Here is a 14684-nt window from a genome sequence, read left to right on the forward strand (position 1 = left end):
ATACACGGGTGCGGAAATCGCAAGGCGCGCGTGGGTAGCCAAGCCAGGCCAACGGCGCAGCGTTGAGGGCGCTGTCCCGTAGGGGTCCGCCGGTTCGAATCCGGTCCCACGCATTTCTGTCGCTCGCAAATCCGCGAGCGACTGTTATCGTCAGCGGATTTGAACCAGACGAGTCGCAGCCCGCGCAGCGAAGCGAGCAGGACCGTCTCGGCGAGGTTCAAATCCGGTCCCACGCATGTTTGCCACGAGCAAACTCGCGAGTGGCAAATTCGTTCAGCGGGCGTGGTTTCGTCGTGGACCACGCCGCTCGCTTCGCTGTGCGTTTCGTCTGTGTCAACCCAGCACACGTACTCTTGTGACTCAGAGTGGTTGCTGTAACGATTTACCTGTGTGACCACACGTCGTCGTGTGGTCGACCCGGAACAGGCTTACAGCAACCACTATCACGGGTTTGCTCGCCACAAAAAGAGCCGGTGGAGGGATTTGAACCCTCGGCCTATTCCTTACGAAGGAATCGCTCTCCCAGTCTGAGCTACACCGGCACTGCGTCGCGTACATACTCGTTGGGGCGAATCCCAAAATAAGGGTTGCGAATCGAACCAGCGATGGGATGTCGCAACGACCCGGCCTCGCGGGACCCTCCTATGACTGGGCCGAATCGATCGTCTGAATCCAGCCAGTAGTTTAACACGTTCCAGACCGTGAATAAGTGCATGTCACGACACAAACCGCGTCCGATTGCGAACCTCGCCTGGCTTCTGAAGATGAAGCGCCACCAGCAGTGGACTCAGGGAGCGACGCATCGAGATGAGAAGCCAACACACAAGCTGGGGCAGGCAGACAGTAGCGAGCCCGAATCGAGCTCACCGGGTATGCACGACACGGCAGACATGCGGGAAATCCACGATACGGACCAGTCTCACACCGCCCCAGTGGATGTCATGGACGACGGCGACCGGTTCGTCGTCCAGGCCGACATCCCGGGCTACGAGAGTGAGGACATCGACCTTCGACTGGAAGACGAACAGACGCTCTGGATCGACGTAGACGAGGATGCGAGACGTTCCTCCTCTGATACGGACTACGTCGACCGGCAGCGACCCGACAGGAGCGGAACGGTGACGGTCGACGTTCCGGACCCCGTCGACGGGACCGAAGCCTCAGCCACGTACGAACGCGGTGTTCTCACGGTACGGCTCCCGAAAGCAGACGGCGTTGACGGCCGAACGATCGAAATCAGCGAACGCTAGAACAGTCGCACGTCGAGACAGACGTTCAACTCGTGTGGCGCGTACGATCGAACGGTGTGGCGCGTCTCGACTTCGATGTCGTACCCGGCAGGCTCGGCAGCCTCGCGGATCGCCGCCTCGCCCGGCCCGTAGGGGTCGTCCTCGTGCTGGATGTCGTAGTAGTGCAGGACACAGTCCTCGCCGGCCAGTTCGACCGCGGTATCGAGAAACTCGTCGGCGCTGTGAGGCAGGTTCATCACCAGTCGGTCGGCCCAGCCGGCGTACTCGCCGGTCGTCTCCCGGGCGTCGCCGGCGATCGCGGTCACCCGATCGGCCACGCCGTTGCGTTCGGCGTTGGCCCGGAGATACTCGATCGCGGTCTCGTTGATGTCGACGCCGACCGCGGTCGCCCCGCGTCTCGCGGCCGGGATCACGAACGGGCCGACGCCGGCGAACATGTCGAAAACGCGCTCGCCCGACTCGACCTGCTGGACGACGCGGTGGCGCTCGGTCGCCAGCCGCGGCGAGAAGTACATCTCAGCGACGTCGACCAGGAACTCGCTACCGTACTCGCGGTGGACGGTCTCGGTGCCGTCGCCGGCCAGCACGTCCCACTCGCGGACGCGCTGCTCGCCTTTCACTTTCGACGCGCGGTTGAGGACCGTCTCCGCGGGGATCGACGACTCCATGATCGCCGCGGCGACCTCGCGGGCGCGCTCGTCGTCGTCCTCGTCGACGATGACAATGTCACCCAGTCGCTCGTAGGTCGGTTCGAACCCCAGGAGGTCGGCGGGCAGCGTCTGCCCCTCGCGGACTGGCACGTCGCGAGGCACGACCGACAGGTCAGCGGGGACGGCAGCGGGATCGGTAACCGGCAGGAAGAGTTCGCCGTCCTCGTGGACGATCTCGTGATCGTGATCCAGCAGGGCGGCGTCGTCGAGTCGCTGGCGAGTCGCCTCGCCGTCCTCGCGGGCGACGCGAACGCACGGACGTTCCATACCAGTCGTTCGCCCAGCGCCGGCGGTAAGCGTGTCGGTTGGCTTATCCACCCGGGACGCGCAGTGCTCGTATGCTCACCTTCGTCGGTCTGGGACTGTACGACGAGCGTTCGATCACCCTCCAGGGGCGAGACGCCCTGCAGGCGGCCGACCGCGTCTTCGCCGAGCGATACACCAGCCGGCTGGTCGGCGCGAGTCTCGAGGACGTCGAGGTAGCACACGACGTCGAGATCGAACCCCGGACCCGGGAGGGCGTCGAGCAGGATCCCGAGCCGATCCTCACGGCGGCCGAGAACGGCGACGCCGTCTTCTGCACCGCAGGCGATCCGATGATCTCGACGACGCACGTGGATCTCCGTCTGCGCGCCCACGAACGCGGGATCGACACCCGGATCGTCCACGGCACGACCGCGGCCGCGGCGGCAAGTTCGCTGACGGGCCTGCAGAACTACCGATTCGGCAAGGCGACAACGCTGCCGTTCGAGTCCTCCCACGGTGGCGACGGCGTCCCGGACAGCGTCATCGAGACGATCGAGGCCAACCGCGAGCGCGGGTTACATACGCTGGTCTTTCTGGATATCAAGGTCGACGACGACCGCGAGGACTACATGACCGGCGGTGAAGCCGCGTCGTTGCTGGCGGCCAACTGGAACGGGACCGCACCGGCCGTGGTGGTCGCCCGGGCGGGCAGCCCCGAGCCGCTCGTCCGCGGCGACCGCCTCGAGGAACTCGCTGGAACGGACTTCGGCGACCCGCTGCACCTGCTCGTGATTCCCGGAAAGCTACACTACGTGGAACGGGACGCGCTGGTGGAGCTGGCGGGGCTGCCCGCCGAAGCGGCCGAGAGGCTGCTCGTGTAGGCTGGCACACAGGGGAGACTAGGCCGTCTCGTCGCGGTCGCGACCGCCGTCAGCCCGCGCGCCGACCCCGAACGCGCGCTGGAGGTCGTACTCGTTTCGGGTGAGGACGTACAGCGCCTCCTCGACGATCGCGAGTACCTCCGGCAGGATCTTGATGACGACGTAGGTAATTCCGATCAGTGCGAAGACCGACAGGAACTGCGCGAGGATCCGGTCGGCGACGATGTACGAGACCTCGATCCGGTTGACGCCGAACGCCGACATCACGAACTCGGGGAAGACCTGCAGACGCTGGTATCCGAACGTGTACGCGATGAAGACGTTCCGGGCGATGTTGAGCACCCAGATGATCCCGACCGCGACGGCCAGCGCCTGCAGTTTGCGGGCCAGCGGGGCGCGAACGGCCGCGATGAGTCCGCCGAAGATGGCCATGCTCCCGATTCCAGTGCAGGCCATCATGATCGTGTACGAGACGGCCCGCACGTCGGGCACATGGAAGAAGAACGTCTTGTGATACGGCTCGACCGGATCGGCGGGCCCGAGGTCGGCCGGGAAGTTGTTGCCGGCGATGACCTCGAAGTCAGCTCCGATGAGCGAGAGGACGGCGGCGGTCTGGTCGGTGACGATCGCGATCAGCGGGTTCCGGAGGAACGGGAGCGTCGAAAAGGGCAGGTAGATCAGCCACGCGACGGCGACGGCCCGCGAGACGACGACTAGCCGATCGCGACCGCTGGCGAGCAAGTAGCCGACGTACAGCGACAGCGGAATCGCGAGGACGACAGCGACCCCCTCGGTGATGCTCTTCTGGTCGAAGACGAACTGGTAGATCGCCGAGACCCAGAACAGCGCCAGCACGCCCCAGCCACCGACGAGGACATAGCGGGCGAGTCGACGGTCGTACAGGTCGATTATCGCCCCGGACAGGAAGACGAGCAGGACGAGCCACGAGAGTGGCCCCCACCACTGGTGGGCCCATTCGAACGCGCCGACGAGTCCGAGAGTCATCGAGTACCGTCACGTATACGGATGACGGATATAGGTCTTGTCGTCGGCGAAGTTCGGGAAGTATCACGCAGGAGTATGAGAAGACCTCTCTCAAAAGGTTTATTTCTCCCAGTACCGTCGTTTCGCCCACGATGTACGTCGGTGATCGATTTACACCGCGGTCCGAATGATCACCGACCGTCAGGTCCGCGATTTTCCGCCCCCGGTGGCGGTGTGATTCACCATGGCTAAATCAGAACAAGAGCGATCCGTATCGGTCGAACTGCCAGACGGCTCACAGCTGCACTTCGACGAACCGGTCACCGTCGAAGACGTTGCCTACGAGATCGGCCCCGGACTGGGCGAGGACTGCCGGGCCGGTCGCGTCGACGGCGAGCTGGTCCCGCCGGAGTACGAGATCACCGACGACGCCGAGATCGAGATCGTCACGCCCGGCAGCGACGACTATCTCAATCTGATCCGACACTCGGCGGCGCACGTCTTCGCACAGGCGCTCCAGCGGATTTATCCCGAGGCGGAACTGGCAATCGGCCCCTGGACCGACGAGGGATTCTACTACGACATCGCCGGCGTCGACATCGACGAGGACGACTTCGAGGAGATCGAGGCCGAGATGGCGGCGATCGTCGAGGCCGACTACGACATCGAACGCGTCTATCGGGACCGCGAGGAGGCACTCGAGATCTACGCGGACAACGAGTACAAGCGGGACATCCTCGAGACCGAGGCCGCCGGGGAGGAGCCGGTTTCCTTCTACGTACAAGACGACTGGCAGGACCTCTGCAAGGGGCCACACGTCGAGTCGACCGGCGAGATCGGCGCGTTCGAGCTCCTGCAGATCTCCTCGGCGTACTGGCGGGGCGAGGAGGAAAACGAGATGCTCACCCGCGTCTACGGGACGGCCTTCGAGAGTGAGGACGACCTCGAAGCGTTCCTCGAACGCCGCCGGAAGGCCGAGGAGCGCGATCACCGCAAGATCGGCCAGGAGCTGGACCTGTTCTCGATCGACGAGACGACCGGGCCGGGGCTGCCGCTGTATCACCCCAACGGCAAGACCGTCCTCAACGAACTCTCCGAGTACGTCGGCAACCTCAACCGCGAGGCCGACTACCGCGAGGTCGAGACGCCCCACGTCTTCCGTACCGAACTGTGGAAGAAATCGGGCCACTACGACAACTACCGGGACGACATGTTCCTGCTTGACGTCAACGACGAGGAGTACGGGCTCAAGCCCATGAACTGCCCGGGTCACGCGACGATCTTCGACCAGCAGCAGTGGTCCTACCGCGACCTGCCGGTCCGGTACTTCGAGGACGGCAAGGTCTATCGCAAGGAACAGCGCGGCGAGCTGTCCGGCCTCTCCCGGGTGTGGGCGTTCACGATCGACGACGGTCACCTGTTCGTCCGCCCGGACCAGATCGAAGACGAGGTCGAGGCGATCATGGACATCATCCTCGATACGCTGGAGACGTTCGATCTGGATTACAACATCCAGTTCGCCACCCGGCCCGAGAAATCGGTCGGCAGCGACGATATCTGGGAGCGCGCCGAAGCCCAGCTCGAATCGGTCCTCGAAGACCAGGACATCGACTACGAGATTGAGGACGGCGACGGCGCGTTCTACGGGCCGAAGATCGACTTCGCCTTCGAGGACGCGCTGGGCCGCAGCTGGGACGGACCAACCGTCCAGCTTGACTTCAACATGCCCGAGCGGTTCGATCTCTCCTACGTCGGCGAGGACAACGAGGAGCACCGCCCCGTGATGATCCACCGGGCGCTGTACGGCTCCTACGAGCGCTTTTTCATGGTGCTCATCGAGCACTACAACGGGAAATTCCCGCCGTGGCTCGCCCCCGAGCAGGTCCGGATCCTGCCGATCAGCGACGACCAGATCCCCTACGCCAAGCAGATTCAGAATCGATATCTCGACGACTACCGCGTCACCATCGAGGACCGCTCTTGGACGGTCAAACGGAAGATCCGGCAGGGACACGAGGATCGCGTCCCCTACATGCTCATCCTCGGTTCCAACGAGGAAGAGGCCGGGACGATTTCGGTACGCGACCGCAAGGAGCAGGAACTCAACGACGTCGACCCCGAGGCGTTCGCCGACCACCTCGGAACCGAGATCGACCAGCGACGCACCGACGTGACCTTCGTCCAGCAACACGGGAACTGACGGCGTGGCGCGCACCGGGAGGAATCAATCCCGATAACGCGGCCAGTAGATCTTTGATCCTGCGCCACAGACTGTCCTGCGATGTCGATTACGTCCCGTGGTCAGTCCGAAACGGTGGGGTTCGTGCTCGTTATCGCGCTCGTGCTGGCCGGGGCGGGGCTGACGGTCGCGATCGGCGGGGCCGCGATTCTCGACACGCAGGCCAGCAACGAGTACCAGCGCGCGGAACACTCGATGACGCTGTTCGACTCCCGGGCCGCGATGGTCGCGCTCGGCGACGCCGACGCCCAGCGCGTCTCGCTCGGGCACGACAGAGGAACAATCTCTGTTCATGACGACACCGGCTGGATGCGGATCACCCATGCCAACTACTCCGACAGTGGCGAGACGGAAATGATCTTCAACGAGACGCTCGGCAGCGTCGTCTACGAGAGCGAGGAGGGGACGATCGCGTATCAGGGTGGCGGCGTCTGGAAGACCCAGCAGGGCGGACAGGCCCAGATGATCTCGCCCCCCGAGTTCCACTATCGCGGGGCGACGCTGACGCTGCCGGCGATCCAGGTGACCGGAGATGGAGCTGCGAGTGGCAGCGTCGATCTGACAGTCACGCCGCGCCAGCAGGCCCGAGTGGTCTACCCGAACGCGACGACCGCGACGGAGGACGGCACCGGGGCACCCTACGACGAGACAGCGACGACCTCGTATCGAAACTACACCAATCCCGTTCGGTCGGGGACTGTCAACGTCACGGTCCACAGCGAGTACGCCGACGGGTGGGAGACGTATTTCCGCGAGCGCACGACCGGGAACACGACGCGAGAGGGAGATACTGTTACGCTAACCTTGGCGACGACATCCGGTCCGCCTGGTGCATTCGAGATGCCGGTATTTGGAACAGAGGACTACGTGGAGGCTTCAGGGATCGGTGACGACCACCCACTCACGGATTTTGAGACGTCTGTCGTGTTTGATGAGGGCGGCGGTACGAACGAATTCTCATACTGGTATGAGGACGAAGATTCCGGAACACAATGGGAGCTACACGTCTCACCAAAGAATTCAGGCAATTTTGACGCAAGTGACGAACCTGACGTATATATCGCCCAGTACTTTTACGACGGGAACAGTGTTGAAGAGTACGAGGTGTGGGAAACAACGGTTTCAGCGAGTTCAGACGCGATAGAATGGAGCGAAAAAGACAATGGCGATCCTGAACTGACGATCGACTTCATGGCGGCGGATACTGAAACGGAGATGGAATACGACGACAGCGGCGTCAAGACAGGCGGAGGAAAAAGCGGTGACGTCTGTGACGGGAACCAGTGGTGTTTCGGCGAAAATATCAACGATAAGGATACAGAGATGAAAAACGAGGTTACGCTTGATGGACACGGTACTATCGGGGGCTGTGAACCGGGGACATATTCAAAAGGCGAGACAGATACAGGCTGTATGCTCGGCCATATCGTCAACCACTATTTGAGTGAGGCCGGCCCGGACGTGCGGCTACACGCTAAAACCGGACCAGGAGGGAGCGATCCCATTCAGCAAGGTCGCTCAGGTGGCACTCTGCTCTACGAGGAACAGCCTGGTGCTCGGTTCGTCACATATCTTCACGTCACGAAAAATGAGGTTGACGTCGATCTTGACTGATCATTCGACAGCGACGATTGTACCAATGTGTAGACTAGACTTCACGCCTCACGTTTCGAACGCGTAGATGATCAGGTTTCCAGAGACGTGTACTGTGTCGGGGTCGTCGATCCGGCAGCGAACATTGTCGGTTCCCGTCTGTTGACAATCCGTGATACTGTCGCGAGACGAGAGATAGTCCGCCCACAGGTCACTGCGGGGGGATGTGATGTTAATGATCACTTTATCGAAAGACGAGGGAGTCCGTCTGAACTCGCCAACCGGTCGGCGGTCTCGCTCCTCGGCCCTGACCCGAACAGTCGTCCCGCTCGTGCTTGCGGTGTCTCCTCGGTGGCGAAGCTGGACAACCGGTAGTACGATGTCTCTGGAACCGATCAGAAACGGTGGCTCGGTGATGAGTATGCTCCCATCGCCTGTCGTCCGAAAGACGGCGCCACCCGAGTAGACGATTTTGGTATCACCACTGGCATAGACGATCGGTTCCGACGTGAACTCGTTGACGAACGACGCGCCGGTCTGGTTGACGCCGGTAACGTTAAACGTGACCGGGTCCCCGACTTCGAGCTGTGCCGATTCGAGATTGATCTCGGTCGCGCGGCTCGGCGCACCGTCGGCGTGGATGTCGGCCATGTTGTCCGCGAGCACGTCGAACGCGCGCTCGGCGTTGTTCAACTCTTCCTGATCCCGGGTGTTCTCCAGTTCGTCGAACCCGACCACGGCAACGAGGACGGTCGTCGAAACGACGAGCGCGAACACCAGTGCGAATCCGAGAACCTCGCTCATCCCGCGCTCGCCTGTGTTTCGGTCCTGCTCGGTTGTCGCGCGTCGGTCTGCAGTGCGTCGAGTCATCTACTGCTCCCTCCGTTCGAGGACGAGTTGCCCGCCGGTTTCGGTCACCTGTATCGGACCGCCGGTGATCCGCGTCGGCTGGACGGCCGTCCGATTCGAAAACTGTGCCATGACTTCGATTTCTGGGTCGTTCGACGTCAACACGAGCCTGGGATCGGAGCCGCCCTCGACGGCGATCGTGTACCCCGTTCCGCTGACCCGTGAGGGGACCGACCGCTCGACGGCAACGGTCCCGTTCTCGGTCGTCCGTGCCAGCCGATCCGCCGACTCGACGTCCGCTGCGAGCTGCTCGGCGACGACCTGCAGTTCCGTTTCGATACTCGTCTCGCGCTGGTCCTGCACGAAGTTCCCGCCGGCGAGAAACAGGCCAGTAATCAACAGGAACGTGATCGACAGCCCGAGCACGTAGTTCACCGTCGTCGAGACGGCACGATCGTCACGCGTCGCAGCGCAAGTATCACGCCCCGTGCCGGCAGCGTCCTCACGCATCGTTCTCACCCGGAACGACGGTCGCGTCGGTCGCGTAGACGTGATCCGGCGACTCGTGGCGCAGACGGAGCGTCGCTGCGTAGATCGCCTCGTCGTCGACAAACGGTGAATCCCGATCGTTGTGGTAGTTCGTCCCGTCGTAGTTGTCGTCCTCGTACTCGGTCGAGTTCACGACCAGCGAGTAGTTCCCGGCGATCGCGTCCGCGTTCTCGAACTCGATCGAGTAGGGCGCGGAGACGTCCTCACCGAACGCGAGCGCCTCACACGGGCTGCCATCGACCGTCCCGGCAGTCAGGTCGATCTCCGGCGTTGAACCGACGGTACACGATCCGGCTCCGTCGACGTCGACCGTCGTGTTGCCGCCGTCGTCGTAGATCTCCGCGGACCACGTGTTGCCGTCAGTCACGCGCACAGTGAAACGGTTGCCTGCTCCGTCCTCAAGCGCATCTTGATCCGTGATGTTGATTCGGAACGCTCTGGTTCCCTTGACGTCGTCAGCCAGTTTCCAGTCCGGATCCCCACTGGCGTTTCTGAGGTCCCGCGAGGCGTTGAACTGACCGATGAACGTCCCGCGCGTGACTCCTGTAACGGCGAGGTCGGTGGCGATCCCGTCGGTCGACTGCAGCAGCGCCGTGCTGTTGTACATCGATCGAGCGGACTCGTTGAATTCCCCGGTTCGATTGGCGAACGTCGATCGGTTCGCGTTGGCGTACTCGATGAGCTGCTCCGCGCCGTCGACCATGTCGGCCCGGTATGCGATCGCCTCGGCCCCGCGGGCGTCCTCGTCGCGGGTAGCGAGGTTCTCCGAGTAGATGACCGCGTTCAGCATCACCGCGACGGCGAGAAACGCCACGGCCAGCACGAACCCGGCGATAAGCATTACCTGTCCGCGACTGGCGCTGCCGTCGGCCGACCCCGAACGACGGCTCAGATCCGCCATACGACCACCTCCACGCGGATCGTGTTGTAGTACCCGCCGTCGCCGACGTCCGGAACGTAAAAGCCGGTCTCGTCGATCCGATCGCCGCTCGTCATGTTCACGTGCAGAATCCGATCGTCGTCGGTCAGCACGACCGATCGACTCGCCACGACGGCGTTGTCGCTGGGTACGCCTCGATAGATCAGCTCTTCAGTCCGAAGTCTTCCGTCTGCAGTGGTGTATTTCAGGTTGACGTTGTAGGCGATCCCCCGATCGCCGAAGGAGTCTTCCAGCGTCCGACCGAACGCCGTCGGCATCGTTTCGCTGTAGTAGCCGTTGATCGTCCCGCCGTGGAACCGCTCGCCGGACGCGTTCCAGTACAGGATGGACTCTTCGAGCGCGCCGTTGACCTGACCGATCGAGAGGACTCCGGCGGCGCTCGCCTGTTGCTGGTTTTCGATGTGCTGGTTGGACGTGCTCGCCGACAGCGGAGTCACGGCCGTGATCTGGAGCGCGAACACGACGCTGGTGAGCAACAGCAGTGCCGCGATGACGGCTTCGAGGGTGTGCGCCTGCCCCCTGCTCACCATAGCACCACCACCAGGAACACGTCCTGACCGTCCAGTTCGACGACCCGTCTCGCCGTCACTGTCGGCTGACTCTCGACCGGCGTGCTCCCGGCCGAGAGCCTCGTCGCGTCGTCATCGCAGTCGTCGATGGGGACCAGTCGCTCGCCCGGCGGCGCAGAGTCGTTCCAGCAGAGCAGCGGACTGGTCTCCGAACTCGCGTCCCCGCTCGCGCGGACTGTGATGTTCACGAACTGCCTGTCGGTGAGACCGACCCGTTCTGACAGTGTCGTCCCGCTGTAGCCACACTCCGACGATGGGGTCACGCCGGCGTCGAAAAACGCGACGGTGCAGTTTTCCGAGAGCACGTACGGTGTCGTCGGCTCACTGAGTGACTGTTCGGCCAGTTGATCGGCGACGCGATTGACGGTCACGAGGTCTTCCTGTCCACCCTCCTCGAACGGTTGCAGCGCCCCGGGGACGAACAGGAACACGCTCGCGAGTGCTGTCAGAAAGATCACGACGCCGATCGTGAAATCGAGCGTCGTCTGTCCGCGGGCAGAGTCGCGGCCCGCCGTCCTGTCACTCCTCATCGTCGTTTGGTCGTCCCGCTGTGGCTCTCATGGTGATCTCCCCGGTGTCGAACGCCAGTTCGCACTACGTGGGGCACAGTGGACTGTGGAGACGCTTATCTGTTGTGGCCAATTCTCAAAACAGATAGTTCCGTTCACATCGGTCGGTGATTCGCACCGAGAGCGTGAGTTTAATCCTCGTCGGGTCATAGCCACCCGGTATGGGAACCAGCGACCGGGTTGAACCGCGGGTACCGACAGCGGATCCCGCGACCGACGACCGGGCCGACTACGACTACGTCGGTGGCGAGGTGGATCGACCGGGGCTTGTGGCGGATCTGCGTTCGCGGGTCTCCGGCGACGTTCGGTTCGACGAGTACACGCGCCAGCTCTATGCGACCGACGCCAGCGCCTACGAGGTGACGCCGATCGGCGTCGTCTTCCCGACCGGAACCGACGACGTCGCCGCCGTCACGGAGTACTGCGCCCAGCGGGACATCCCCGTTCTACCCCGGGGTGGCGGGACGAGCCTCGCGGGACAGACCGTCAACGAGGCGGTCGTCCTCGATTTCTCGCGGTACATGACCGACATCGTCTCGGTCGATACCGACGCCGAGACCGCCCGGGTGCAGTCGGGGCTCTATCTCGAAGACCTGAACGAACACCTCGCAGATGCGGGACTGAAGTTCGGACCCGATCCGGCCTGGCGTGACAAGAGCGCCGTCGGCGGGGCGATCGGGAACAACTCCTCGGGCTCGCACTCGCTGAAGTACGGCATGACAGCCGCCTACGTCGAGAGCGCGGAGGTCGTGCTGGCCGATGGGACCGTCACTGAGCTGGGCGAGGTGACGCTCGAGGAACTCGACGAGCGGGCCGATCCCGATGGCGACATCGAGGCGCAGGTCTGTGCGACGGTCAAGCGCCTGATCGAGGAGGAGGGCGACCGGATCCTGGAGGCGTTCCCGGACCTGAAGCGCAACGTCTCGGGGTACGACCTCGACCGGATGGTCGAGCAGGCCCGCGAGGAGGGGACGGTCAACCTCGCGCGGTTGCTCGCCGGCAGCGAGGGGACCCTGGCGACGATCACCGAGGCGACGCTCGGCCTGGAGACGGTGCCCGAAACCAAGTCCGTGGCGCTGCTGTTCTACAAGGACCTGATCGACGCGATGGAGGACGTCTCGATCATCCTCGAACACGATCCTTCTGCCGTGGAAGTGCTCGACGACGTCCTGCTGGATCTGGCGGCCGACACCGAGGAGTTCGGCGACCTCGTCGAGGAGATCCTGCCCGAGGGGGCACAGGCGACGTTACTGGTGGAGTTTTACGCCGACAGCGACGAGGCGGGCGAGCGCAAGGTCGCAAACCTGCTCGCCGATCGCGTTCCGAACGTCGACACGATGGTCGAGCCCGACGAGGGGGCCGCCGACATCACCGACGCCGACCCGATCGCCTTCGACGCGAGCGAGGCCCACGACGACGAGCGCCGGAGTCGGTTCTGGAAGCTCCGCAAGTCCGGCCAGCCGACCCTGCTCGGTCGAACGACCGACGAGAAACACATCTCGTTCATCGAGGACATGGCCGTCCCGCCGGAGAACCTGCCGGAGTTCGTCGCCGACTTCCGGGAACTGCTCGCCGAAAACGACACGTACGCGAGCTTTTACGCCCACGCAGGTCCGGGCTGTCTGCACGTCCGGCCCCTGGTCAACACCAAGACACAGACGGGAATCGCGCAGATGCGATCGATCTCCGAGGGGGCGACCGATCTGGCGGTCAACTACGGCGGGAGCGTCTCCGGCGAGCACGGCGACGGACGCGCCCGCAGCGAGTGGAACCGGAAACTGTACGGCCAGCCGGTCTGGGAGCTGTTGCGCGAGCTCAAGACGGCATTCGACCCCGAGTGGTTGCTCAACCCCAGTCAAGTCTGTGGGTACGCACCGGACGAGCAACTTCCCGAAGGCACGCGCGAACGCGCCCGCGTCGCGTCGATGACCGAACAGCTCCGGTTCGATCCCGAGTACGAGCTGGACATCCCCTTCGAGCCGACGCTCAACTGGGACAACGACAACGGCATGCAGGGGATGGTCGAGCTCTGTCACGGCTGTGGCGGCTGTCGCGGCCCACAGGAGACGACCGGCGGCGTGATGTGTCCGACCTACCGCGCGGCCAACGAGGAGATCCAGTCGACGCGGGGCCGAGCGAACATGCTCCGGCAGGCGATGAGTGGCGACCTCCCCGACGATCCGCGCGACGAGGAGTTCGTCGACGAGGTACTGGACCTGTGTGTCGGCTGCAAGGGCTGTGCGAAGGACTGCCCGAGCGAGGTGGACATGGCCAAGCTGAAAGCCGAGGTCAAACACGCCCACCACGAGGAGCACGGGCCGGGGCTGCGCGATCGGATCTTCGCTAACGTCGATACGATGTATCCGCTGGCCAGCGCGCTCGCGCCGCTGTCGAACTGGGCCCAGAAGGTTCCGGGGACCGGCTATCTCCAGGAGAAGCTGTTCGGGATCGCCAGCGAGCGGGAGTTCCCGCCGTTCTACCGGAACACCTTCGTCGATCGCTTCGCCGACCACCAGCCGGCCGTCAGCGAGGACGAGGCCGACCGGAAGGTGCTGCTGTTCCCTGACACCTACACCAACTACAACCGCCCGATGGCAGGGATGGCCGCCGTCGAAGTGCTCGAAGCCGCGGGCGTCCACGTCGAGGTTCCGACCGATGTCGTCGACAGCGGTCGGGCGGCACACTCGAAGGGATTTCTCGACAAGGCCCGCGAGCACGCCGAGCACAACGTCGAGTACTTCGCCCCGAAGATCGAGGAGGGGTGGGAGATCGTCGTCGTCGAGCCCTCCGAGGCCGTGATGTTCCAGCTCGACTATCTGGATCTGCTCTCCGGTCACGATGTCGAACGCGTGGCGGATCACACCTATGGCGTCTCTGAGTATCTCGACGTCTATCGACTCGACGAGCACATCGACTTCGACGCGCCTGAAGAGACGCTCACGTATCACGGCCACTGCCACCAGAAATCGACCAAGAAAGACCATCACACGGCGAACGTCCTCCAGCGGGCCGGGTACGAGGTCGACGCACTGGACTCGACCTGCTGTGGGATGGCGGGTTCGTTCGGCTACGAGGCCGAACACTATTCGATGAGCAAGGCGATCGGGTCGATGCTGTTCGACCAGATCGATCGCAGCGACGGCGAGTCCGTCGTCGCGCCCGGCGCGTCCTGCCGGGGACAACTCAAAGACTACGAGGACGCCGAACCGCCACACCCGATCGAGCGTCTGGCCGACGCGCTCGCGGAAACCCCCTGACGGCGTCGTCCCGGTCCACCCCACAACACAGTACTTAACTGTCGTGCA

General features: G+C 63.6%; 12 protein-coding genes and 2 tRNA genes. 6 read left to right on the forward strand and 8 right to left on the reverse strand.

The genetic code is table 11. The features are described 5' to 3' along the window. The first annotated feature begins 28 nt into the window (after window positions 1-28). Window positions 29-113 (forward strand) — tRNA-Leu (locus HSR122_RS10365). A 355-nt stretch (window positions 114-468) separates the two neighbouring features. Here the strand turns inward: HSR122_RS10365 and HSR122_RS10370 are convergent. Beyond that, window positions 469-542 (reverse strand) — tRNA-Thr (locus HSR122_RS10370). Between the two features lie 330 nt (window positions 543-872). Between HSR122_RS10370 and HSR122_RS10375 the strand changes: the two genes are divergently transcribed. Then, window positions 873-1250 carry an Hsp20/alpha crystallin family protein gene (locus tag HSR122_RS10375; protein ID WP_229109681.1) on the forward strand — a complete coding sequence of 126 codons (378 nt, stop codon included), beginning with the start codon at window positions 873-875 and terminating at the stop codon, window positions 1248-1250. On the opposite strand, the gene HSR122_RS10380 is transcribed toward HSR122_RS10375, so the two are convergent. Next, complete coding sequence (locus tag HSR122_RS10380) at window positions 1247-2227, reverse strand: class I SAM-dependent methyltransferase (RefSeq protein ID WP_229109687.1); 981 nt, start codon at window positions 2225-2227, stop codon at window positions 1247-1249. The two genes, HSR122_RS10375 and HSR122_RS10380, sit on opposite strands and share 4 nt — an antisense overlap. Window positions 2228-2298: 71 nt before the next feature. Between HSR122_RS10380 and dph5 the strand changes: the two genes are divergently transcribed. Further along, window positions 2299-3087, forward strand: coding sequence for a diphthine synthase (dph5, locus tag HSR122_RS10385; protein ID WP_229109688.1), 789 nt, complete (start codon window positions 2299-2301; stop codon window positions 3085-3087). Between the two features lie 18 nt (window positions 3088-3105). Here the strand turns inward: dph5 and artA are convergent, their stop codons facing one another. Continuing rightward, window positions 3106-4092: an archaeosortase A gene (gene artA, locus HSR122_RS10390; protein WP_229109690.1), complete on the reverse strand. Its 987-nt coding sequence runs from the start codon at window positions 4090-4092 to the stop codon at window positions 3106-3108. A gap of 223 nt (window positions 4093-4315) precedes the next feature. Between artA and thrS the strand changes: the two genes are divergently transcribed. Both thrS and HSR122_RS10400 read left to right on the forward strand, forming a co-directional pair. Further along, the gene (gene thrS, locus HSR122_RS10395; RefSeq protein ID WP_229109691.1) at window positions 4316-6271 is read left to right on the forward strand and encodes a threonine--tRNA ligase; all 1956 of its coding nucleotides are present in this window, start codon (window positions 4316-4318) and stop codon (window positions 6269-6271) included. Window positions 6272-6352: 81 nt separating this feature from the next. Next, a complete protein-coding gene (locus HSR122_RS10400) occupies window positions 6353-7924 on the forward strand; it encodes a DUF7289 family protein (protein ID WP_455428708.1) in 1572 nt (523 codons plus the stop codon). 48 nt (window positions 7925-7972) lie between these two features. Here the strand turns inward: HSR122_RS10400 and HSR122_RS10405 are convergent, their stop codons facing one another. Genes HSR122_RS10405 through HSR122_RS10425 form a run of 5 tightly spaced genes read right to left on the reverse strand, consistent with a single transcriptional unit; the run spans window position 7973 to window position 11340 of the window. Then, the gene (locus HSR122_RS10405) at window positions 7973-8773 is read right to left on the reverse strand and encodes a DUF7289 family protein (protein WP_229109693.1); all 801 of its coding nucleotides are present in this window, start codon (window positions 8771-8773) and stop codon (window positions 7973-7975) included. Next, a complete protein-coding gene (locus HSR122_RS10410; RefSeq protein ID WP_229109694.1) occupies window positions 8774-9262 on the reverse strand; it encodes a DUF7266 family protein in 489 nt (162 codons plus the stop codon). After that, window positions 9255-10202 (reverse strand): DUF7261 family protein, encoded by a 948-nt coding sequence (locus HSR122_RS10415; protein WP_229109696.1) that lies wholly within the window; start codon window positions 10200-10202, stop codon window positions 9255-9257. Before HSR122_RS10415 ends, HSR122_RS10410 begins: the two co-directional genes overlap by 8 nt. Then, on the reverse strand, window positions 10190-10771 hold the full coding sequence (locus HSR122_RS10420) for a DUF7288 family protein (RefSeq protein WP_229109698.1): 582 nt from the start codon (window positions 10769-10771) through the stop codon (window positions 10190-10192). The genes HSR122_RS10415 and HSR122_RS10420 overlap by 13 nt, the downstream gene beginning before the upstream one ends. Further along, a complete protein-coding gene (locus HSR122_RS10425; protein WP_229109700.1) occupies window positions 10765-11340 on the reverse strand; it encodes a DUF7287 family protein in 576 nt (191 codons plus the stop codon). Before HSR122_RS10425 ends, HSR122_RS10420 begins: the two co-directional genes overlap by 7 nt. Before the next feature lie 200 nt (window positions 11341-11540). Here HSR122_RS10425 and HSR122_RS10430 point away from each other — a divergent pair, with 200 nt between their 5' ends. Beyond that, a complete protein-coding gene (locus HSR122_RS10430; protein WP_229109702.1) occupies window positions 11541-14636 on the forward strand; it encodes an FAD-binding and (Fe-S)-binding domain-containing protein in 3096 nt (1031 codons plus the stop codon). Window positions 14637-14684: the final 48 nt, after the last annotated feature.

The sequence above is a fragment of the Halapricum desulfuricans genome (genome assembly GCF_017094525.1).
In the GTDB taxonomy this organism is placed as follows: Archaea; Halobacteriota; Halobacteria; order Halobacteriales; family Haloarculaceae; genus Halapricum; species Halapricum desulfuricans.

Bases quoted from the DNA above. Each gene is read 5' to 3' on its own strand.
- artA (WP_229109690.1), bottom strand. From the start codon at position 4,092: ATGACTCTCGGACTCGTCGGCGCGTTCGAATGGGCCCACCAGTGGTGG.
- thrS (WP_229109691.1), top strand. From the start codon at position 4,316: ATGGCTAAATCAGAACAAGAGCGATCCGTATCGGTCGAACTGCCAGAC.
- HSR122_RS10420 (WP_229109698.1), bottom strand. From the start codon at position 10,771: ATGGTGAGCAGGGGGCAGGCGCACACCCTCGAAGCCGTCATCGCGGCA.
- HSR122_RS10425 (WP_229109700.1), bottom strand. From the start codon at position 11,340: ATGAGGAGTGACAGGACGGCGGGCCGCGACTCTGCCCGCGGACAGACG.
- HSR122_RS10410 (WP_229109694.1), bottom strand. From the start codon at position 9,262: ATGCGTGAGGACGCTGCCGGCACGGGGCGTGATACTTGCGCTGCGACG.
- HSR122_RS10430 (WP_229109702.1), top strand. From the start codon at position 11,541: ATGGGAACCAGCGACCGGGTTGAACCGCGGGTACCGACAGCGGATCCC.
- HSR122_RS10375 (WP_229109681.1), top strand. From the start codon at position 873: ATGCACGACACGGCAGACATGCGGGAAATCCACGATACGGACCAGTCT.
- HSR122_RS10405 (WP_229109693.1), bottom strand. From the start codon at position 8,773: ATGACTCGACGCACTGCAGACCGACGCGCGACAACCGAGCAGGACCGA.
- dph5 (WP_229109688.1), top strand. From the start codon at position 2,299: ATGCTCACCTTCGTCGGTCTGGGACTGTACGACGAGCGTTCGATCACC.
- HSR122_RS10380 (WP_229109687.1), bottom strand. From the start codon at position 2,227: ATGGAACGTCCGTGCGTTCGCGTCGCCCGCGAGGACGGCGAGGCGACT.
- HSR122_RS10415 (WP_229109696.1), bottom strand. From the start codon at position 10,202: ATGGCGGATCTGAGCCGTCGTTCGGGGTCGGCCGACGGCAGCGCCAGT.
- HSR122_RS10400 (WP_455428708.1), top strand. From the start codon at position 6,353: ATGTCGATTACGTCCCGTGGTCAGTCCGAAACGGTGGGGTTCGTGCTC.